The organism is Kitasatospora sp. NPDC048296 (assembly GCF_043201815.1).
Lineage (GTDB): Bacteria > Actinomycetota > Actinomycetes > Streptomycetales > Streptomycetaceae > Kitasatospora.
In genome coordinates, this window is record NZ_JBICZB010000003.1 from 72,968 (window position 1) to 92,678 (window position 19,711).

The window sequence follows — 19,711 nt, forward strand, 5'->3', positions numbered from 1 at the left end:
TCTCCGACCGGGCATCCGCGTACGTGAGTACCCGTGCCTCCGGTGCGGACACGTCCGAGGGGACGGTGCCGCTACGGAGCGGGCTTGCGCGGGCCACCGAGACGGCGGTGACACCGTGCGAGCACGACGGGGCTCCGTACCACCATACAGTCAGGCGACGACTCGAACACGTGACGCGTCTGACATTGCCCCGGGGGACCGGCCCGTGAACGGGCACTCCGGGCGGTCACCCGACCGCGCCGGGTGGTGGGGCGGACGCCGTGGCGGGACTAAGGTGGCGGGTCATGGAGACCCATGGTGAGACGCAGGACGGCGGGGCCGGCTCGATCGGCGACTGGGCCACGTGCTCGGCCGAGCCGGGCTACCGCGCGGCGGTGCTGGACCTGCTCGGCGCGCTCGCGTACGGCGAGCTGAGCGCCTTCGAGCGGCTCGCCGAGGACGCCAAGCTGGCGCCCGACCTCGCCGACAAGGCGGCTCTGGCCCGGATGGCCTCCTCCGAGTTCCAGCACTACCAGCGGCTGCACGACCGGCTCGCCGAGATCGGCGCCGACCCGCAGGAGGCCATGCGCCCCTTCGTCGAGCCGCTGGAGCTGTTCCACCGGATGACCGCGCCCTCGGACTGGTTGGAGGGCCTGGTCAAGGCCTACGTCGGCGACTCCATCGCGACCGACTTCTACCGCGAGGTGGCCGTCCGGCTGGACGACGACACCCGCGAGCTGGTCCTCGGCGTCATGTCCGACACCGGCCACGCCCAGTTCGCCGTCGACAAGGTCCGCCAGGCCATCGAGGCCGACCCGCGGGCCGGCGGACGGCTCGCACTGTGGGGCCGGCGGCTGATGGGCGAGGCGCTCAGCCAGGCCCAGCGGGTGGTCGCCGAGCGGGACGCGCTGTCCAACCTGCTGGTCGGCGGCGTCCATGTGCAGGGCTTCGACCTGGTCGAGGTCGGCAAGATGTTCAACCGGATCACCGAGGCGCACACCAGGCGGATGGCCGCGCTCGGCCTCGCCTCCTGAGCGGCGTCAGGCCGGCCGGTGCCGCCGCGGCGCGCGGTGGGCACCGGACCGGTGCGGGTGGTGCCGGTGCGCCGGTGCCCGGCCGGCGGCCAGGTCCGGCCGGGCCAGCAGCGAGGTGAGCACCCCCGCGGCCAGCGCCGAGAAGGCCACCGCGACCACCGGGTAGCGCCCGTCCAGGCAGAAGTGCGCGACCACCCCGCCGAGCAGCGCCGCCGCCGGCGCCGTGCCGGCGACCAGCGGACGGGACGCCCGGAAGTACCGGGGCAGGCCCAGCAGCGCGGCCGTGCCCGCGACCAGGCCGACGAGGGCGAAGGCGATCGACTCGACCAGCAAGGCAGCCTCCCCGGGGGACGGGCGTGCGGCAGCGGTGCCGCATCTGTCGGCGTACCCCGCCCCACCCCGCCGTACACGCGCCGGTGCCCCGCTCCCTGAGGGGAACGGGGCACCGGGACGAGCTTCGGGCGGCGCCTCAGAGGGTGCCGAAGCCGACCTTGCGGGCGGCCTGCTCGCCGATCTCCACGTACGCCAGGCGCTCGGCCGGGACGATGACGCGGCGGCCGTGCTCGTCGGTCAGCGAGAAGAGCTTGGTGGAGCCCTCCAGCGCCTTCGCGACCAGGCTCTCGACCTCATCGGCAGTCTGCGAGCTCTCGATCACGATCTCGCGCGGCGCGTTCTGCACGCCGATCTTGACCTCCACGGCTTCCGTCCCTCCGGGGTTGCAGCCTCCACGCGCGGCACCGGACCGCCCGGAACAGGCGTTCGCGGCGACCGCGCCGTACGGCTTCACCATAGAGCACCCGATCACCGCCCAGGCGAAGGTCAGCGGATCGTCACTGCTGGGCGGAGGCCTCCCCGGCCTGATCGCCCGGGTGCATCGGGAAGCCCTTCAGCCCGCGCCAGGCCAGGCTGGCGACCAGCCGCACCGCCTCGTCGCGCGGGATCTCCAGACCCTGCGAGAGCCAGTAGCGGGCGGTGATCTGGGCCAGGCCGCAGACCCCGGCGGCCAGCAGCTTGGACTCCGACTCCGGAAGGTCGGTGTCCTCCTGGATCACCTGGCTGACCAGCGTCGCGCTCGCCTCGGAGGCCCGCTCGACCCGCTCGCGCACGGCCGGCTCGTTGGTCAGGTCCGACTCGAAGACCAGCCGGAACGCGCCCGACTCGCTGGAGACGTAGTTGAAGTACGCCTCCATCGTCGCGGCCACCCGCAGCTTGTTGTCGGTGGTCGTCCCCAGTGCCTCGCGGGTCGACTCGACCAGGGCGTCGCAGTGCTTGTCCAGCAGCGCCAGGTACAGCTCCAGCTTCCCGGGGAAGTGCTGGTAGAGCACCGGCTTGCTGACCCCGGCGCGGTCGGCGATGTCGTCCATGGCGGCCGCGTGGTAACCCTGCGCGACGAACACCTCCTGGGCGGCACCGAGCAGTTGTTCACGGCGGGCGCTTCGCGGCAGGCGGGCACCGCGCGGGCGCTCCTGCGCCTCCTGGATGGCCGTCACGGCGCTCCTCACTTCGGGTTGTTCGGGGCTGGCAAGAGGGCCGATTCTACTTTTCGGTAACCGCGCCCGCGCTCGGCGAAGGCGAGAAAAGCTGCCCGGCCTCCTTGTCAGGAGCCCACAATACGGCGCTGACCTCGGCGTCGGCAGTGGTGTGACGAGGGGTGGAACGGCCGGACCACCCCACACCGCCCCCGGCCGGGGCTCAATACCATCGTCCACCATGAGCAGCACTGAGCAGCAGGTACGAACGGTCGAGGTCCCCGGCGCCGTGCTCGCGGTGCACCGCCCCGCCGACGGAGCGGGCCCCGACGGGCGCGAACCCGGCCTCTTCGTACACGGCCTCGGCGGCTCGGCCGCCAACTGGACCGCCCTCATGGACCGCCTCGGCGGCCTCGTCGACGGCGAGGCCGTCGACCTGCCCGGCTTCGGCCGCTCCACCCCGCCCACCGACGGCAACCTCAGCGTCTCCGGCCACGTCCGCGCCGTCATCGGCTACCTGGAGGCGACCGGACGCGGACCGGTCCACCTGTTCGGCAACTCGCTCGGCGGCGCCGTCGCCGTCCGGCTCAGCGCCCTGCGCCCCGACCTGGTCCGCAGCCTCACCCTGGTCTCGCCCGCCCTGCCCGAACTGCCCCCGCAGCGCTCCGCCTGGCCCACCGGCCTGCTCGCCATGCCCGGCGTGCCCGCGCTGCTGCGCCGGCTGCCCGCGGGCCGGCGCGACGTCGAGGCCGCCACCGAGGACCTGCTGCGGCTGGTCTACGGCGACCCGGCCGCCCTGAGCCCGGCCACCCGGGCCGAGGCGGTGGCCGAGTACCGGCGCCGGCTGGAGGTGCCGCACGCGATGCAGGCGCTGATCGGCTCCGCCCGCGGCATCGTCTCGGCGTACACCGAGCGCGGCGACCAGGCGCTGTGGCGGCAGGCCGAGCAGGTCCAGGCGCCGGTGCTGCTGGTGTACGGGCTGCGCGACAAGCTGGTCGCCTACCGCTCGGCCCGCCGCGCCTGCGCGGCCTTCCCGGACACCCGGCTGCTGGTGCTGCCGGAGTCCGGGCACGTGGCGATGATGGAGCACCCCGACGCGGTCGCCCGCGCCGTCCGCGAGCTGATCGCACACGCCGGCCGCTGAGCACGGCGCACCGGGCGCCCCGCGGACGACGCCCGCGTATAGCGCCCGCTAACGGCCCGGTTCGGGGCGAGGTCACGACGGTTCACTCGTTCAGGTGGCAGCCAGGCATGTGACCGATGGATCGCCCCGGGCCGGTCCTACCTTTCTGCTGCCGGACCGAACAGGTGTGGGGGAGGGCCGCTGACGCCGGAGCACACGGCGGGCGGCCCGAGCAAGGGTCCCGGCGTACGGCCCCGCGGCTCCCGTGGCCCCTTCCCGAGGGGCGTCCCAGGGGTGCGAGGGGACAGCCGGCCCTGACCGAGGGCTGCCGTCACCACCCCGCTCCGAGGCAGAAGGAGGTCTTCCGTGCGCGTCGCCCTGCTCACCGAGGGTACCCGTCCGCATCCCCGGCGTGGTGCCGGAGCCTGGTGCGACCGGCTGGCCGAGGGCCTGCCGGAGCACCGGTTCGAGCTGTACCTGCTGACCGGCCCCGAGCGCACGGGGCCCGTCCCGGGCACCGCCGAGCGGCTCTCGCCCGCCTGGCGCGGGGCGCGCGACCTCGCGCTGTGGGGGCGCCGGCCGCGCGGCCGGGCGCCGGGCGCGCTGCGCAGACGCCAGTACGCCGGCGCGTACGAGGAACTGGTGCGGGCGCTCGTGCTGCCCGGGCAGCGGGCCGGCTTCGGCGCGGGGCTGTACCGGCTGGCGGCACTGGCCGGGGAGGACGGCACGCTGCCCGCCTTCCTCGCCTCCGTGCACGCCCGGCGGGTCCTGGAACGCACCTGGCGGCTGCCCGGCGCGGACACCTCCGCCGGGCAGCCGCTGGTGTGCGACGTCCTGGTCGCCGCGGACCTGCTGGAGCAGTGCCTGCGACCGCTGTCCGCGCCCTGGTACGGCACCGGGCCCGGAGGCCTGGGCGGGGTCGACCTGTGCCACGTCGTCGGCGGCGGCCCCGCCGCACTGCCCGCCCTGGTCGCCCGGCACCTGCACGGGGTGCCGTTCGTCGTCACCGAGCACGGCCTGCACCTGCGCGAGCAGTACCTCGGCTACCGCGAGGCGCCGTACCGATGGCCGGTGCGGGCGCTGCTGCTGGCCTTCTTCCGGGCCCTCACCGAGGAGACCTACCGGCAGGCCGCGATACTCACCCCGGGCAGCGCCCACGACCAGCAGTGGCAGCGCCGCTGCGGGGCCGACCCGGCGCGCACCCGGGTGGTGTACGAGGGCACCCCGGCCGTGGACCGCCCGGCGGCCGGGCCCGAGCCCGAGCGGCCCACCCTGGTGTGGGCGGGCGCGCTGGAACCGGGCCGCGACCCCGAACTGATGCTGCACGCCTTCGCCCGGGTCCGTGCCGAACTACCCGAGGCCCGCCTGGTGATCCACGGCGAGGAGACGGCCCCCGGCTACCGGGCGCACTGCGCGGCGGTCGCCGAGCGGCTGGGCATCACCGGGGCGGTGGACTTCGCCGGACGGCCCGGCTCCCTCGCCCGGGCCTGGGAGGGCGGCACGGTGGCCGTCTTCACGGCGCTCTCCCAGCGCGGCCCCGGACTGCTCGCGGACGCCATGCTGAGCGGGCGGGCCGTGGTGACCACCGACGTCGGGGTGGCCCGCGAGGTGGTCGGCCCGACCGGGCTGCTGGTGCCCGCCCGCGATCCGCGCGCCCTGGCCGGGGCCTGCCTGGCGCTGCTGCGCGACGAGGAGCGGCGGGCCCGGCTCGGGCTGGCCGGGCGGCTGCGGGCGCAGGAACGCTTCGCCGTCGAGCCGGTGATCGGCGCCTTCCGGGAGATCTACCTGGAACTGGTCTCCCAGTACCCGGCCTTCCCCGGCGGCGACGGCGGCGAGGACGGCCGGGCGCCGCGCCCCTTCGCCCGCCCCGCCGAGTACTGGCTCACCGACGGCCCGCGCCCGGGCCACGGCGGCGCCCCGGACGGCGGCGGCGAGGACCCCGGCTCCCCGGAGCAGCCCGCCGCCCGGCACCCCCGCGGTGCCCACCTCGCCGCACTGCCCTCCGGCACCGACGCCCGACGGGAGCGCGACGACGACCCCGGCGGGCGGGAGCATGCCGAAGAGCTCGCGGGGGCCGTCTGATGCCCGGCGGCGCGGCGGTGGGCAGCGTCGACCCGGTGCGTGAGGTGATGGCCGAGCACCGGGAGCTGTGCGAGCGCGCCGTCGACCCGCTGGAGATCGCCGCCGGGCTGGAGGAGGCCGGACTCGGCCCGGACGCCGCCGCCCGCTGCCGGCACACCAACCTGTTCTCGCTCGCCGAGGAGCTGTACGCCCGGGTGCCCCGCCGCCCGCCCGCCGCGCCGGACCCACCCCGGCCCGGGCGGCGCGGTGCCGCCGCCCGGGCCGCCCTGACCGCCGCCGTGCTGGCCGCGCCGCCCTGCGCCGCCGTGGCCGCGTTCGGCGCCCGCTGGCCGGTGCTGCTGCCCGCCGCCGTACCGCTGGTGCTGCTGCCCGCGCTGACGACCCCGGCCGAATCCGGCCCGCCGCCGACCGCCCCGGCCCGCCCCGACGCCCTGGGCCCCGCCCCGGGCCGCGTCCCGGCCCCGGTCCCGTCCGCCGGCTCCCGGCTGCGCCCCGCCGCGCTCGGCCACGGGCTGGGCCTGGCCGCGCTGCTGCTGCTCCCGCTGGCCGTACCGGGCGGGGACCGGCCGCCGGCCGTCGCGCTGGTGCTGGCCGCCGCGGTGTCGGCGGGCTCGGCCGAGCGGGTGGCCCGCTGGTACCGGCAGGTCGGCCGCGGCCACCTGGGGGCGGCCCGCACGCTGGCCGGGTTCCGGGCCCGGATGCGGCCGGTGCTACCGGTCGCGGTCGCGCTGCACCTGGCGGTGCTCGCGGTGCTGACGTACGCCGCGCTGGCGGTGCTCGCCGTGGTGGCGCCGCACCCCGGGCCGGGCCACGGCGGCGGGCTGCTGCACCTGGCCGCCGAGCGGGCGGGCCCCGCGCAGTGGGCGGCGCAGGGCGTGCTGGGCCTGCTGCTGGTGCTGCCGGTGCTGCTGGCCCGCTGCGGCCGGAGGACGGCCGCCGCGCTGGGCGCGCTGGCCGGGCCCGCCGCGGCGGCGGTGCCGCTCGCCCTGGGCCGCTCCGCGCCGGCCGCCGTGCTGCTGGGCGGCGGCGCGGTCGCGGCGGCGCTGCTGGCGTACGCCTGGGCGCGGCTCGGCCGGGCCGGCGCCCACCGCTGACGTGCCGACGCCCGGCCGTACGCCGCCGTGACCCTCCGCCGCCCCGACCCTCCGACGCTCGAAAAACGCTGTTCGTTCGTAGTTCTCAGTCCGCCAGGTCGTCCCCGACCTCGCTTCGTGGAAGGACGCCCCCGATGAGGGTGCTGCTGCTGGGCGCCGACGGCTTCATCGGCCGCCGGGTGACCGATCGTCTGCTGATGGACCAGGAGTTGCAGGTGACGGTGCTCGGCCGGCGCGACTCGGCCGACATCCGCTTCGACCTGACCACCGGGAGCCCGGGCGCGCTGGCCCGCTTCCTGGACGCGGTCGCGCCGCAGGTGGTGATCAACTGCGCGGGCGCCACCTACGGCAGCTCGCGCACCCTGATCCGGTCGAACACGCTGGCCGTCGCGACCGTCTGCGAGGCGATCAGGCGCAGCCGGGAGCCCGCCCGGCTGGTGCACGTCGGCTCGGCCGCCGAGTACGGGCCGGTGCCCGGCGGGGTGCCGGTCTCGGAGCAGGCCGAGCCGAGGCCGGTCGGCCCGTACGGGGTGTCCAAGCTGGCCGGGACGGAGCTGGTGCTGGCCTCCGGGCTGGACGCGGCGGTGCTGCGGGTGTTCGACGTGGTGGGCCCGGGGGCACCGACCGCCTCGCTGTTCGGGCGGCTCGCCGAGGGCCTGCGGCGGGCGCTGGAGCGGGACGAGAACCAGGTGCGGATGCCGGACCTGTCCGGATACCGGGATTTCGTGGACGTGCGGGACGTCGCACGGGCGATCCAGGCGGCGGCGGTCTCGGCCGCCACCGGGGTGATCAACATCGGCAGCGGGCACGCCGTCCGGGCTCGGGACGCGGCCCAGCTGCTGGTGCGGGCCTCGGGCTTCGAGGGGTCGATCGTCGAGGAGAACCGCCAGATCCTGCTGCCCGCGCAGGCCGGCGGGCCGGGCGGCGACCACCTGCCCGGCCATCACCACCCGCCGGGGCAGTACCTGCCGGGGCACCGGGCGGAGGGCCAGCGGCCGGAGGGTCGGCCCGCCCCGGGCGAGCCGGTGCCGTGGCGGCAGGCGGACGTGCGCACCGCCCGGGACCGTCTCGGCTGGCGGACACAGGTGCCGCTGGAGGAGTCGCTGGGGGATGTCTGGCTGGAGACGGCCTGCCGGGTGTGAGCTCGCACCGGGGGTGTCCCGGGCCCGGAATCACGGGCCTGGGGCGGCCCGGAGGGGCCCGTCGGCCGGTTCCACGATCCGGCGCCGCCCGTCTCGCCCATCGGACGGGCTGTCTCGGAATACCGGAGGGGCGTGACACTGTTGGCCTAGAGAGCCACCTGAGTGGCGGAGCAACAACCCCGTCCGAGGCGGCCCTGGGCCACCTGAACAAGACACCCATCGGAGTCCCCGTGTCGTTGCCACCCCTGGTCGAGCCGGCCGACGAGCTCACCGTTGACGAGGTCCGCAGGTACTCCCGCCACCTGATCATTCCGGACGTCGGGATGGCCGGGCAGAAGCGGCTGAAGAACGCCAAGGTGCTGTGCGTCGGCGCCGGTGGCCTGGGTTCGCCCGCGCTGATGTACCTGGCCGCCGCCGGTGTCGGCACGCTGGGCATCGTCGAGTTCGACGTGGTCGACGAGTCGAACCTGCAGCGCCAGATCATCCACGGCCAGGCCGACATCGGGCGCTCCAAGGCGGAGTCGGCGCGGGACTCGGTCAAGGAGATCAACCCCTACGTCGACGTGATCCTGCACGAGGAGCGCCTCGACAACTCCAACGTGATGGAGATCTTCTCCGGCTACGACCTGATCGTGGACGGCACCGACAACTTCGCCACCCGCTACCTGGTGAACGACGCCGCGGTGCTGCTCGGCAAGCCGTACGTGTGGGGCTCGATCTACCGCTTCGACGGCCAGGCCAGCGTGTTCTGGGCCGAGCACGGCCCCTGCTACCGCTGCCTGTACCCGGAGGCCCCGCCGCCGGGCATGGTCCCCTCCTGCGCCGAGGGCGGCGTGCTGGGTGTGCTGTGCGCGTCCATCGGCTCGATCCAGGTGAACGAGGCGATCAAGCTGCTGGCCGGCATCGGCGACCCGCTGGTCGGTCGGCTGATGATCTACGACGCCCTGGAGATGAACTACCGCCAGGTGAAGGTCCGCAAGGACCCGAACTGCGCCGTCTGCGGTGAGAACCCGACGGTCACCGAGCTGATCGACTACGAGGCCTTCTGCGGCGTCGTCTCGGAGGAGGCGCAGGCCGCCGCCGCCGGTTCGACCATCACCTCGAAGCAGCTCAAGCAGTGGCAGGACGACAAGGAGGACATCTACCTCATCGACGTCCGCGAGCCCGGCGAGTACGAGATCGTCAACATCCCCGGCGCGGTGCTGATCCCGAAGAACGAGTTCCTGATGGGCGACGCGCTGGAGAAGCTGCCGCAGGACCGGAAGATCGTGCTGCACTGCAAGTCGGGCGTGCGCTCGGCCGAGGTGCTGGCCGTGGTGAAGGCCGCGGGCTTCGCCAACGCCGTCCACCTGGGCGGCGGCGTGCTCGGCTGGGTGAACCAGATCGAGCCGCACAAGCCGGTCTACTGAGAGGCTGACGCGAAGGGAGGGCCCGCCGTCCGGCGGGCCCTCCCTTCGCGCGTCCTCCCGTACGTTCCCCCGTGGGTCTTCCCGTACGGTCAGAGCGCGTGCTTGCGCTGCAGCACGTTGTAGGCGATCCAGCCCGGCAGCACCGGCAGCCAGAAGGTGAGCGCCCGGAAGAGGAACACCGCCGGGGTGGCGACCGCCGGGGGCACGTCCGCGACGGTCAGCGCGCCGATCAGCGCGACCTCGACCGGGCCGATGCCGCCCGGGGTGGGGATCGCCGAGCCGGCCGCGTTGGCGGTCAGGAAGACCACCGCGACGGCCGAGAAGCTGACGTCACCGCCGAAGGCCTGCACCGAGAAGTCCAGGCAGGCGGTGAAGGAGAGGGTCAGCAGCAGGATGCCGCCGAAGCCGGTGAACAGCTTGCTGGGCGTCTGCATCAGGTCGAGCATCCGCGGCACCACGCCGAAGAACAGCGAGCGCAGCCGGCCCAGTACGAAGCGCCGCAGCGGCGCGACGGCGGCCACCACCAGGGCGAGTACGGCGGCGGTCAGCACACCGATGATCACCGCGCGGGACGCGGAGAGGTCGCCGTTGGTCTGGCTGCCGGTGATCAGGCCGAAGCTGAACAGCAGCAGCAGGTGCCCGGCCAGGCCCGCCAGCTGGGAGGCGCCCACCGAGGCGACCGCCTGACCGGGGCGGATGCCGGCCTTCTGCAGGTAACGGGTGTTGAGCGCGATGCCGCCGATCGCGGCGGGGGCGACCAGCTTGACGAAGGAACCGGCCAGCTGGGCCGCGACGGTGCGCCGGAACGGCAGCCGCTCGGGGACGAAGCCGGTCAGGCTCATCGCGGCGGCGACGTAGCTGAACGCGGCCGCGAGCAGGGCCGCCGCCGCCCACGCCCAGTTCATCTGGGACAGCTTGAGCTGGGCCGGCTTGATGGTGGTCAGCGCCAGGTAGGCGGCGAAGGTGAGCGCGATCACCATGATCAGCGTCTTCGGCTTCAGCCGCTCCAGCCTGGCCGGCTCCATCGGCGCCTCGGGGGCGATCTGCAGGATCTGACCGCGGATGCGGCTGAGCAGGTCCTCGCCGGCCGCCGCGATGTCCTCCTCGGCCTGCTGCTGGGTGCGCTCGCCGGCCGCGACCTGTTCCAGCGCCCTGGCCCGGGCGGCGGCCTTGCGCTCCTTGGTGAGCTTGGCGAGGTCGATCCGGGTGGAGCGGCTCATCCCGACCGGCTGGAGCAGCGGCAGCGCCTGGGCGACCCGGTCGGCCCCGAGCACCGCGTTGGCGGTGGCCACGGCCCGCTCGGGGCCGATCCGCAGCGCGAAGGTGGTGAGCAGCTGGGCGACGTCGATGCGCAGCGTCAGGTCGGTGGCGGCGATGTCGCCGCCGGACAGGTTGACCAGGCAGGCCGTCTTCCCGTCCACCACCAGCAGCGACTCCCCGGTGAGCCGGCGGTGGGCGATCCGGCGCTCGTGCAGGGCGGCCACCGAATGCCACAGCGAGGCCATCACCTCGTTGGTGACCTCCTCGTCGGCGAGCTCGTCCAGGGTGCGGCCCTCGACGTTCTCGTACACCAGGATCGCGGCGTCCGGGCCCAGCTCGGAGGTGGCGACCAGCTGCGGAGCGCGGGCGCCCGAGGCGGCCGCCGCGTACGCGATCAGGGCCTCCTGCTCCAGCGCCTGGCGCAGCGACTGGGGGCTGCGGCGCACCGCCACCGAGCGCAGCCGCAGCCGCCGCCAGGCCCGGTAGAAGAAGCCGGAGGCCTGCTGCTCGCGGTCGATGATGTGGACGTCCAGCGGCGGGCCGTCCTGCTGGGTGACGTAGTAGCGGCGGGTGCCGCCGGGCGCGTCCGGGGCGCGGTGGGCGCCGTCCGGGGTGAAGCCGACCTTGCGCAGGCCGATCATCAGGTGCTGGCCGGTGGGCCGGATGTTGGGGGAGCCGATCGCGTACAGCGTGCCGTAGGCGACGGACCAGCCGATCAGCACGGTCAGCAGCAGCGACAGCGGGGTGGTGTAGCCGCCGAGCAGCTCGGTGACGCCGCTGAAAACCACCACCACCCACAGGGCCACCCGCCAGCGGGGTCTGCTCGACATGCCGACGGCGGTCATGTAGGCGATCACCGGGGCGAGGTAGCCGTGCACCGGGTCGGTGAGGGTGCCGTTGCTGTCCAGCGGCAGCCGGGTCAGCGCGACCTGGATGTGCTCGGAGGCGCCCTCCGCCACCCACCAGTCGATGCCCAGCGAGACGCCGTACGCCAGCACCGAGGCGAGCACGCCGTCGGCGACCCGCAGGCCGTCGCGTTTGATCAGCCGCTCGACGGCGAACGCCAGCGGAACGGCCAGCACCGCGACGCTGGAGACCAGGCCGGTGATGGTGGACAGCACCGCGGAGAAGTGCGGCGCGTTGGTGGCGATGTCCTGCTCGATGCCGGTGGTGGTCGAGGTGGCGATGCCCGCCAGCACGAAGACGGCGACGATCCCGAGGACGCCGGCCAGGAAGCGGATCAGGTCGGACGGGCGGTGCGCGCGGGCGGCGAGCAGCGGTTCGTCGACGTCCAGGTGCGGGGCGTCGTCCAGCGGGTCGTGGTACTCGCCCCGCTGGGCCGGCTGCACCGGAACGAGGGGCCGCTCGACCGGCTCGGGCGTCTTCTCGGGCGTGGGGGTCTTGATCGTCGGGTCCTTGATCAGGGAGACTTCCGGCGTCGGCCCGCGCTCGGGCCCGCCGTCGGACTCGCCGCCGGGCGCCGGGGGCACGGCGGATCCGGACTCGTCGGAGTCCCTGTCCACGCCCACGTCAGCCGTCCCGGTCATCTGGTCTTGTCCTCGTATCACCACTCACCGCCCCGAAGATGGTGGCATGCCCCGCGCCCCTGTGCTGGACAGGGGGCGGATCGGGCGCGGCGGATCGGAGGCGCGGGGCCGCGCGTGCGCCCCTGTAAGGAAGAATGCCGCAGGTGACGGACGTAACAGACGACGGCCTCCCGGGCGCCCTACCGCCCTTCGCCGAACTCGTGCTCGACCTGACCGAGCGGATTCCACCCGGCAGGGTGATGACCTACGGCGACGTCGCCGAGTACCTCGGCCAGGGCGGCCCCCGGCAGGTCGGCCGGGTGATGGCACTGTACGGCGGGTCGGTGCCCTGGTGGCGGGTGATCCGCGCCGACGGCCGCTTCCTGCCGGGGCACGAGCACCGCGCCCTCGCCCACTACAGCGAGGAGGGCACCCCGCTGCGCGAACTCGCCGACCCGCCCCGGGTCGACCTGAGGCGGGCCCGCTGGGACGGCGAGCAGATTTCACCGGATCCTTCGCGCGGGCGGGATTGACGGGGCAGGATCGTAGGCTCGATACGGGCGGGCCCCGGCGGGCCCGCCCGGCCATGCCCCCTGCACTACCTCAGGACCATCTGTGAGCGAGCGAAGCGAGCGAGCCATCGAAAGGCGCGTGTGGGCGAACGCCCCTGCCGAGTGCGGCGAGGTGGGCGCGTGAGCGAGCGGAGCGAGCGAGCCATCAAGAGGTGCGTGTGGGCGAATGCCCCTGCCGAGTGCGGCGAGGCGGGCGCGTGAGCGAGCGGAGCGAGCGAGCCATCAAGAGGTGCGTGTGGGCGAATGCCCCTGCCGAGCGCAGCGAGGCGGGCGCATGAGTTCGCCGTACCGGCTCGTGCGCAGCCCGCTCGTCCAGCCCGACCCGCCCGTGCTGGACGCCTACCAGCGCGCCGTGGTCGAGCACACCGGCGGCCCGCTGCTCGTCCTCGCCGGACCGGGCACCGGCAAGACCACCACCCTGGTCGAGGCGGTCGCCCGGCGCGTCCAGGACGGCACCGACCCCGAGAAGATCCTCGTCCTGACCTTCAGCCGCAAGGCCGCGATGGAACTGCGCGACCGGATGTCCGGCCGCCTCGGCACCGCCGCCGCCCCGCAGGCCACCACCTTCCACTCCTTCTGCTACGCCCTGCTGCGCGCCCACCAGGACCCGCAGGACTACGCCGAACCGCTGCGGCTGCTCTCCGGCCCCGAGCAGGACGTCATGGTCCGCGAACTGCTCGCCGGCGGCGCCGAGGACGCCAAGCTCGGCAGTACCCGCATCCAGTGGCCGCTGGACCTGCGCGCCTGCCTGACCACCCGCGGCTTCGCCGACGAGGTCCGCGCCGTCCTCGCCCGCAGCCGCGAACTCGGCCTCGGCGAGGCCGAACTCGAACGCTTCGCCCAGGGCGTCCAGCGCCCCGACTGGGCCGCCGCCGCGCACTTCCTCGCCGACTACCTCGATGTCCTCGACCTGCGCGGCGTCCTCGACTACGCCGAACTCGTCCACCGCGCCGTCCTGCTCGCCGAACGCCCCGAGGTCGGCGAGGAGCTCCGGCAGCGCTACGAGGTCGTCTTCGTCGACGAGTACCAGGACACCGACCCCTCCCAGGTCCGGCTGCTGCGCCAGCTCGCCGGCGGCGAACGCGACCTCGTTGCCGTCGGTGACCCCGACCAGTCGATCTACGCCTTCCGCGGCGCCGACATCAACGGCATCCTCGACTTCCCGCAGACCTTCCGCCAGGCCGACGGCAGCCCGGCCGAGGTCAAGGTGCTGCGCGTCTCCCGCCGCTCCGGCGCCGTCCTGCTCGCCGCCTCCCGCGAACTCGCCCGCCGGATGCCGATGGGCCGGCTGCCCGCCGACAAACTCGCCCAGCACCGCGCCCTGCTGCCCTCCCGCGAGGGCGGCCGGGCCGAGGTCTACACCTACCCGACCCCCGGCGCCGAACTCGACTCGATCGCCGACCTGCTGCGCCGCGCCCACCTGGAGGACGGCGTGCCCTGGGGCGAGATGGCCGTGCTGGTGCGGGCCGGCGCCCGCTCCATCCCCGGCGTGCGGCGGGCGCTCGGCGCGGCCGGCGTCCCGCTGGAGATCGACGGCGACGACCTGCCGCTGCGCGAGGAGCCTGCCGTCGCCCAGCTGCTGCTCGCCCTGCGGGTCTGCGCCCAACAGGCGACCCGGGTCGCCGCCCGCGACCGGCACGGCGACCCGGACTCCGCAGAGCAGGACTCCGCGGAGCAGGACACCGCCGGCCCGGACACCCCCGACCCCCTCACCGTCGACCTGGCCCACGCCCTGCTCACCGGCCCGCTCGGCGGCCTCGACGGCTCCGACCTGCGGCGCCTGGGCCGCGCCCTGCGCGAGGAGGAACGCGCCGCCCTGCGCGCCGAAGGCCGCCCCGCCGCCGCTCTGCGCCCGGCCGGCGAACTGATCCGCGAGGCCCTCGCCGAACCCGAGCGCCTGATCGCCCTCGACCCGGCGATCGCCCGCCGCGCCCGCGACCTCGGCACCCTGCTGCGCAAGGTCCGCGAACGCCTCGCCGGCGGCTGCACCGCCGAGGACGCCCTGTGGGAGCTGTGGGACGGCAGCCGCCGCTGGCGCGAACGCCTGGAACGCGCCGCCCTGCGCGGCGGCGCCGCCGGCCGCAACGCCGACCGCGACCTGGACGCGCTGTGCGCCCTCTTCGAGACCGCCGCCCGCGCCGAGGAACAGGTCACCGGCCACCGCAGCGCCCTCGACCTGCTCGCCGAACTCGAAGCCCAGGACATCGCCGCCGACACCCTCACCGTCCGCGCCGTGCGCCCCGAGGCGGTCCGGCTGATGACCGCCCACCGCTCCAAGGGCCTGGAATGGCGCCTGGTCGTCGTCGCCGGCGTCCAGGACGGCCTCTGGCCCGACCTGCGCCGCCGCGGCTCCCTGCTGGAGGCCGACCGGATCGGCCGCGACGGCCTCGCCGAACCGCTCTCCCCGGCCGCCCTGCTCGGCGAGGAACGCCGCCTCTTCTACGTCGCCGCCACCCGCGCCAAGGAACGGCTGATCGTCACCGCCGTCAAGGCGCCCGCCGACGACGGCGACAAGCCCTCCCGCTTCCTGCGCGAGCTCTACCGCGAGGACGTCGACCCGCGCACCGGCAAGGTACTGCGCCGGACCCCGCCGGTCACCGTCGAGGACGTCACCCACCGCCCGCGCCGCCCGCTGTCGGTCGCCGCCCTGGTCGCCGAACTGCGCGCCGTCACCGTCGACCCCGCCCGCTCGCCCGAACTGCGCCGCGCCGCCGCCGAACGCCTCGCCACCCTCGCCGCCGCCACCGACGACGAGGGCCTGCCGCTGGTGCCCGCCGCCCACCCCGACCGCTGGTGGGGCCTGGACGACGCCACCGCCGCCCCCGAACCGCTGCGCAGCGCCGACCTGCCCGTACGGTTGTCCGGCAGCGGCCTGGAACAGCTGGAGAACTGCTCGCTGCAGTGGTTCCTGGACAAGGAGGTCAAGGCCCGGAGCGCCGGCTCCGCCGCCCAGGGCTTCGGCAACGTGGTGCACGCCCTCGCCGACGAGGTCGGCTCCGGCCGCACCCCCGCCGACCTCGCCGTCCTCATGGAACGCCTGGACACCGTCTGGGACGCGCTCGCCTTCGACGCCCCCTGGAAGTCCCAGCAGGAGAAGGGCGAGGCCCGGGCCGCCCTGGAGCGCTTCCTCAACTGGCACGTCCTGGAACGCGGCCGCGACGTCGTCGCCACCGAGCACGGCTTCGACGTCACCCTCGACGTCGGCGGCGTCTCGGTGCGCATCCGCGGCTCCATGGACCGGGTCGAGAAGGACCGGGCCGGGCGCGCCTACGTGGTCGACTTCAAGACCGGCAAGCAGATCCCCACCGACAAGTCGCTGCCCGAGCACAAGCAGCTCGCCGTCTACCAGCTCGCCGTGCGCGCCGGCGCCCTCAACGAGCTGCCCGGCTTCACCGCCCGCCCCCCGGCCACCGGCGGCGCCGAACTCGTCCACCTGCGCGAACCCGCCGCCAAGGCCGCCCCGGACGCCCCCAAGGTGCAGCGCCAGGAGCCGCCCGAGGGCGACCCGTGGATCGAGAACCTGCTCGCCGAGACCGCCGGCAAGGTCCTCGCCGAGCGCTTCGTCCCGCAGACCGGCAGCGGCTGCGACCGCTGCACCTTCCGCCGCAGCTGCTCCGCCCAGCGCGACGGCGCACAGCTCGTGGAGTAGGAAACGGTCGGGGAACGCCCGGCGGGGAATGTCCGCCGCTCCGGTTACGGTTGCGGGGTGACCGCCGTGCTCAGCCATCCCGACCAGCTCAAGGAGCTGCTGGGCATCCCGTTCAACCGGGAGCAGATGGCGGCCATCGGCGCCCCCCTGGCACCGGCCGTGATCGTGGCCGGCGCCGGCTCCGGCAAGACCACCGTGATGGCCGCCCGGGTCGTCTGGCTGGTCGGCTCCGGCGCCGTACGGCCCGAGGAGGTCCTCGGCCTCACCTTCACCAACAAGGCCGCCGGCGAGCTCGCCGAACGCGTCCGCGCCAGCCTGCTCCGGGCCGGGGTCGCCGACCGGGCCGACACCGACCCCCTCGGCGACCCGGAGATCTCCACCTACCACGCCTTCGCCGGCCGCCTCCTCAAGGAGCACGGCCTGCGGATCGGCATCGAACCGGACGTGCGGCTGCTCGCCGACGCCACCCGCTTCCAGCTCGCCGCCAAGGTGCTGCGCACCGCCCGCGGCCCCTTCCCCGCCCTCACCGGCACCTTCGCCAACCTCGTCGCCGACCTCACCGCCCTGGACGGCGAACTCGCCGAACACCTGGTCGAGCCCGCCGCCCTGCGCGCCCACGACGAGGAGCTGCTCGACACCCTCGCCACCGTCAAGCTCAGCAACGACGACCTGCGCGCCGTCCCCGCCACCGCCCGCGCCCGACTGGAACTGCTGCGCCTGGTCGAGGAGTACCGCCGCCGCAAGCAGAGCGCCGGGCTGATGGACTTCGGCGACCAGATAGCCGCCGCCGCCCGCCTCGCCCAGCAGCGCCCCGAGGTCGGCGAACTGCTCCGCGGCCAGTTCAAGGTCGTCCTGCTCGACGAGTACCAGGACACCTCGGTCGCCCAGCGGCTCATGCTCGCCGGCCTGTTCGGCGCCGGCCCCGACCAGCGGGGGGGCGGCCACCCGGTGACCGCCGTCGGCGACCCCTGCCAGGCCATCTACGGCTGGCGCGGCGCCTCCGTCGCCAACCTGGACGACTTCCCGAGGCACTTCCCGAAGGCAGACGGCCGCCCCGCCGACCGCTACGCGCTCAGCGAGAACCGCCGCAGCGGCGGGCGCCTGCTCGCCTTCGCCAACGAACTCGCCGCCCCGCTGCGCGCCATGCACGAGGGCGTCGAGGCGCTGCGCCCGGCCCCCGGCGCCGAACAGGACGGCTACGTGCGGGCCGCGCTGCTGCCCACCCACGCCGAGGAGGTCGACTGGCTCGCCGACTCGATCGCCCACCTGGTGCGCACCGGCACCGCCCCCGGCCGGATCGCCGTGCTGTGCCGCGGCGGCGCGGCCTTCCCCGACATCCACGCCGCCCTGGTCGCCCGCGAGGTGCCGGTCGAGGTGGTGGGCCTCGGCGGGCTGCTGCAACTGCCCGAGGTGGCCGACCTGGTGGCGGTCTGCGAGGTGCTGCAGGACCCGACCGCCAACGCCGCCCTGGTGCGCCTGTTGATCGGTCCGCGCTGGCGGATCGGCCCGCGTGACCTCGCCCTGCTCGGCCGCCGCGCCGCCGACCTGGTGCGCACCGAGCGGCCCGAGGGCGTGACGGCGCTGGCCGCGGCCGTCGCCGAGGCCGACCCCACCGAGGTGGTCTCGCTGGCCGACGCGGTGGAGACCTTCCTCACCACCTCACCCGGTGAAGGCGGTGACCAGCCGGACGACCTGCCGTTCTCCGCCGAGGCCAGGGTCCGCTTCGCCCGGCTCGCCGCCGAACTGCGCGAGCTGCGCCGCTCGCTCGCCGACCCGCTGATGGACGTGCTGCACCGGGTGCTGGCCGCCACCGGCCTGGAGGTCGAACTCGCCGCCTCCCCGCAGGCGCTGGCCGCCCGGCGGCGGGAGACCCTGCACGCCTTCCTGGACGTCGCCGCCTCCTTCGCCGACCTGGACGGCGACCCGGGCCTGGCCGCCTTCCTCGGCTTCCTGCGCGCCGCCCAGGAGTACGAGCGGGGCCTGGACAGCAGCCTGCCCGGCGGCGAGGACACCGTGAAGGTGCTCACCGCCCACAAGTCCAAGGGCCTGGAGTGGGACGTGGTGGCCGTCCCCGGCCTGGTCAAGGGGGCATTCCCGTCCGGCACCCCGCGCGAACGCTGGACCAGTACCAAGCGCGTGCTCCCGCACGCCCTGCGCGGCGACGCCGCCACCCTGCCCGACGTGCGCGGCGGCTGGAACGGCAAGTCGATGGCCGCGTTCAAGAAGGAGCTGGCCGAGCACTCCGGCACCGAGGAACTGCGCCTGGGCTACGTCGCGTTCACCCGGCCGCGGTCCCTGCTGCTGGCCTCCGGCCACTGGTGGGGGCCCAGCCAGAAGACCGTCCGCGGCCCGTCCGTCTTCCTGGAGCGGCTGCGCGAGCACTGCGAGCGGCCGGGCGCCGGCGAGGTCGAGCACTGGGCCGAGCAGCCGGACAAGGGTGCCGAGAACCCGGCGCTGGCCGCCGCCGTCGAACGCCCCTGGCCGCTGCCGCTGGACCCGGCCGCGCAGCACGCCCGCCGCCGGGTCGCCGAGGTGGTGCGCGGCAGGATCGCGGGCGGACCTGTGACTCGCCCGGTTGCCGCTGTGACTCGCCCGGTTGCCCCTGTGACTCGCCCGTTCGCCTCCGGGCCCTCGGAGCCGGCGCCGGCTCAGGGCGGACCCGAGCCCATGTCCGCCGAGGACCAGCGCCAGGTGGCCTCCTGGGACCGCGACCTGACCGCGCTGCTGGGCGAGCTGGAGCGCTCCCGGCGCACCGCCCGCGAGGTGCCGCTGCCCGCCGCGCTGTCCGCCACCCAGCTGCTGCGCCTGGCCGCCGACCCGGACGGCTTCGCGCGCGACCTGGCCCGCCCGATGCCGCGCCCCCCGCAGCCCGCCGCCCGGCGCGGCACCCGCTTCCACGCCTGGGTGCAGTCCCGGATCGAGCCGCTGCTGCTGATCGAGCCCGGCGCGCTGCCCGGCGCCGACGACGACGGCATCGAGGACGAGCAGGACCTGGAGCGGCTCAAGGAGGCGTTCCTGCGCACCCCGTACGCCCAGCGCAAGCCCCACCGGGTGGAGGCGCCGTTCCAGCTGGTGCTGGCGGGGCGGGTGGTGCGCGGCCGGATCGACGCGGTCTATCGTGGCGGTGACGTACTGTCAGAATCGGGTGGTGCGTCACGCTACGAAGTGGTGGACTGGAAGACCCATCGCGAGGAGACCGCCGACCCGCTGCAGCTCGCGGTCTACCGACTGGCCTGGGCCGAGCAGGCGGGCGTGGATCCCGAGCAGGTCACGGCTTCGTTCCTGTACGTCCGCAGCGGGCGGATCGTCCGTCCGGAAGGACTTCCCGACCGAAAAGAGTTGGAACGGCTCCTGATCGGGAACAGTGACTAA

13 protein-coding genes are annotated in these 19,711 nt (G+C 75.0%); 9 read left to right on the forward strand and 4 right to left on the reverse strand.

Features of this window, described 5'->3' with window-relative positions:
• Positions 1-284 precede the first annotated feature (284 nt).
• Positions 285-1,013 carry a ferritin-like fold-containing protein gene (locus ACGF12_RS03350; protein WP_393024828.1) on the forward strand — a complete coding sequence of 243 codons (729 nt, stop codon included), beginning with the start codon at positions 285-287 and terminating at the stop codon, positions 1,011-1,013.
• A gap of 6 nt (positions 1,014-1,019) precedes the next feature.
• Here ACGF12_RS03350 and ACGF12_RS03355 read toward each other — a convergent pair whose 3' ends face one another.
• The 3 genes from ACGF12_RS03355 to ACGF12_RS03365 all read right to left on the reverse strand — a co-directional run bounded on the left by ACGF12_RS03355 (position 1,020) and on the right by ACGF12_RS03365 (position 2,503).
• On the reverse strand, positions 1,020-1,346 hold the full coding sequence (locus ACGF12_RS03355; RefSeq protein WP_393024830.1) for a hypothetical protein: 327 nt from the start codon (positions 1,344-1,346) through the stop codon (positions 1,020-1,022).
• A gap of 136 nt (positions 1,347-1,482) precedes the next feature.
• Positions 1,483-1,710, reverse strand: coding sequence for a DUF3107 domain-containing protein (locus ACGF12_RS03360; protein ID WP_387626451.1), 228 nt, complete (start codon positions 1,708-1,710; stop codon positions 1,483-1,485).
• A gap of 133 nt (positions 1,711-1,843) precedes the next feature.
• Positions 1,844-2,503, reverse strand: a complete 660-nt coding sequence (locus tag ACGF12_RS03365) for a TetR/AcrR family transcriptional regulator (protein ID WP_393024832.1) — start codon at positions 2,501-2,503, stop codon at positions 1,844-1,846.
• Positions 2,504-2,723: 220 nt separating this feature from the next.
• Between ACGF12_RS03365 and ACGF12_RS03370 the strand changes: the two genes are divergently transcribed.
• The 5 genes from ACGF12_RS03370 (at position 2,724) to moeZ (ending at position 9,332) form a co-directional block, all read left to right on the forward strand.
• Positions 2,724-3,626, forward strand: a complete 903-nt coding sequence (locus ACGF12_RS03370; RefSeq protein WP_393024834.1) for an alpha/beta fold hydrolase — start codon at positions 2,724-2,726, stop codon at positions 3,624-3,626.
• Between the two features lie 345 nt (positions 3,627-3,971).
• The gene (locus ACGF12_RS03375; protein ID WP_393024837.1) at positions 3,972-5,687 is read left to right on the forward strand and encodes a DUF3492 domain-containing protein; all 1,716 of its coding nucleotides are present in this window, start codon (positions 3,972-3,974) and stop codon (positions 5,685-5,687) included.
• Positions 5,687-6,781, forward strand: coding sequence for a hypothetical protein (locus ACGF12_RS03380; RefSeq protein ID WP_393024840.1), 1,095 nt, complete (start codon positions 5,687-5,689; stop codon positions 6,779-6,781). Before ACGF12_RS03375 ends, ACGF12_RS03380 begins: the two co-directional genes overlap by 1 nt.
• A gap of 134 nt (positions 6,782-6,915) precedes the next feature.
• Positions 6,916-7,923: an NAD-dependent epimerase/dehydratase family protein gene (locus ACGF12_RS03385; protein ID WP_393024843.1), complete on the forward strand. Its 1,008-nt coding sequence runs from the start codon at positions 6,916-6,918 to the stop codon at positions 7,921-7,923.
• Positions 7,924-8,153: 230 nt separating this feature from the next.
• Complete coding sequence (gene moeZ, locus ACGF12_RS03390) at positions 8,154-9,332, forward strand: adenylyltransferase/sulfurtransferase MoeZ (protein WP_387628238.1); 1,179 nt, start codon at positions 8,154-8,156, stop codon at positions 9,330-9,332.
• 89 nt (positions 9,333-9,421) lie between these two features.
• On the opposite strand, the gene ACGF12_RS03395 is transcribed toward moeZ, so the two are convergent.
• Positions 9,422-12,139 carry a flippase-like domain-containing protein gene (locus tag ACGF12_RS03395; RefSeq protein WP_393024846.1) on the reverse strand — a complete coding sequence of 906 codons (2,718 nt, stop codon included), beginning with the start codon at positions 12,137-12,139 and terminating at the stop codon, positions 9,422-9,424.
• Between the two features lie 134 nt (positions 12,140-12,273).
• On the opposite strand from ACGF12_RS03395, the gene ACGF12_RS03400 reads away from it, so the two are divergent.
• From ACGF12_RS03400 to ACGF12_RS03410, 3 genes are all read left to right on the forward strand, one after another.
• Positions 12,274-12,651: an MGMT family protein gene (locus ACGF12_RS03400; RefSeq protein ID WP_393024848.1), complete on the forward strand. Its 378-nt coding sequence runs from the start codon at positions 12,274-12,276 to the stop codon at positions 12,649-12,651.
• 313 nt (positions 12,652-12,964) lie between these two features.
• Positions 12,965-16,339, forward strand: coding sequence for an ATP-dependent helicase (locus ACGF12_RS03405; protein ID WP_393024851.1), 3,375 nt, complete (start codon positions 12,965-12,967; stop codon positions 16,337-16,339).
• A gap of 57 nt (positions 16,340-16,396) precedes the next feature.
• A complete protein-coding gene (locus ACGF12_RS03410; protein ID WP_393024854.1) occupies positions 16,397-19,711 on the forward strand; it encodes a UvrD-helicase domain-containing protein in 3,315 nt (1,104 codons plus the stop codon).

Bases quoted from the DNA above. Each gene is read 5' to 3' on its own strand.
- ACGF12_RS03395 (WP_393024846.1), bottom strand. From the start codon at position 12,139: ATGACCGGGACGGCTGACGTGGGCGTGGACAGGGACTCCGACGAGTCC.
- ACGF12_RS03370 (WP_393024834.1), top strand. From the start codon at position 2,724: ATGAGCAGCACTGAGCAGCAGGTACGAACGGTCGAGGTCCCCGGCGCC.
- ACGF12_RS03400 (WP_393024848.1), top strand. From the start codon at position 12,274: ATGCCGCAGGTGACGGACGTAACAGACGACGGCCTCCCGGGCGCCCTA.
- ACGF12_RS03350 (WP_393024828.1), top strand. From the start codon at position 285: ATGGAGACCCATGGTGAGACGCAGGACGGCGGGGCCGGCTCGATCGGC.
- ACGF12_RS03405 (WP_393024851.1), top strand. From the start codon at position 12,965: ATGAGTTCGCCGTACCGGCTCGTGCGCAGCCCGCTCGTCCAGCCCGAC.
- ACGF12_RS03385 (WP_393024843.1), top strand. From the start codon at position 6,916: ATGAGGGTGCTGCTGCTGGGCGCCGACGGCTTCATCGGCCGCCGGGTG.
- ACGF12_RS03380 (WP_393024840.1), top strand. From the start codon at position 5,687: ATGCCCGGCGGCGCGGCGGTGGGCAGCGTCGACCCGGTGCGTGAGGTG.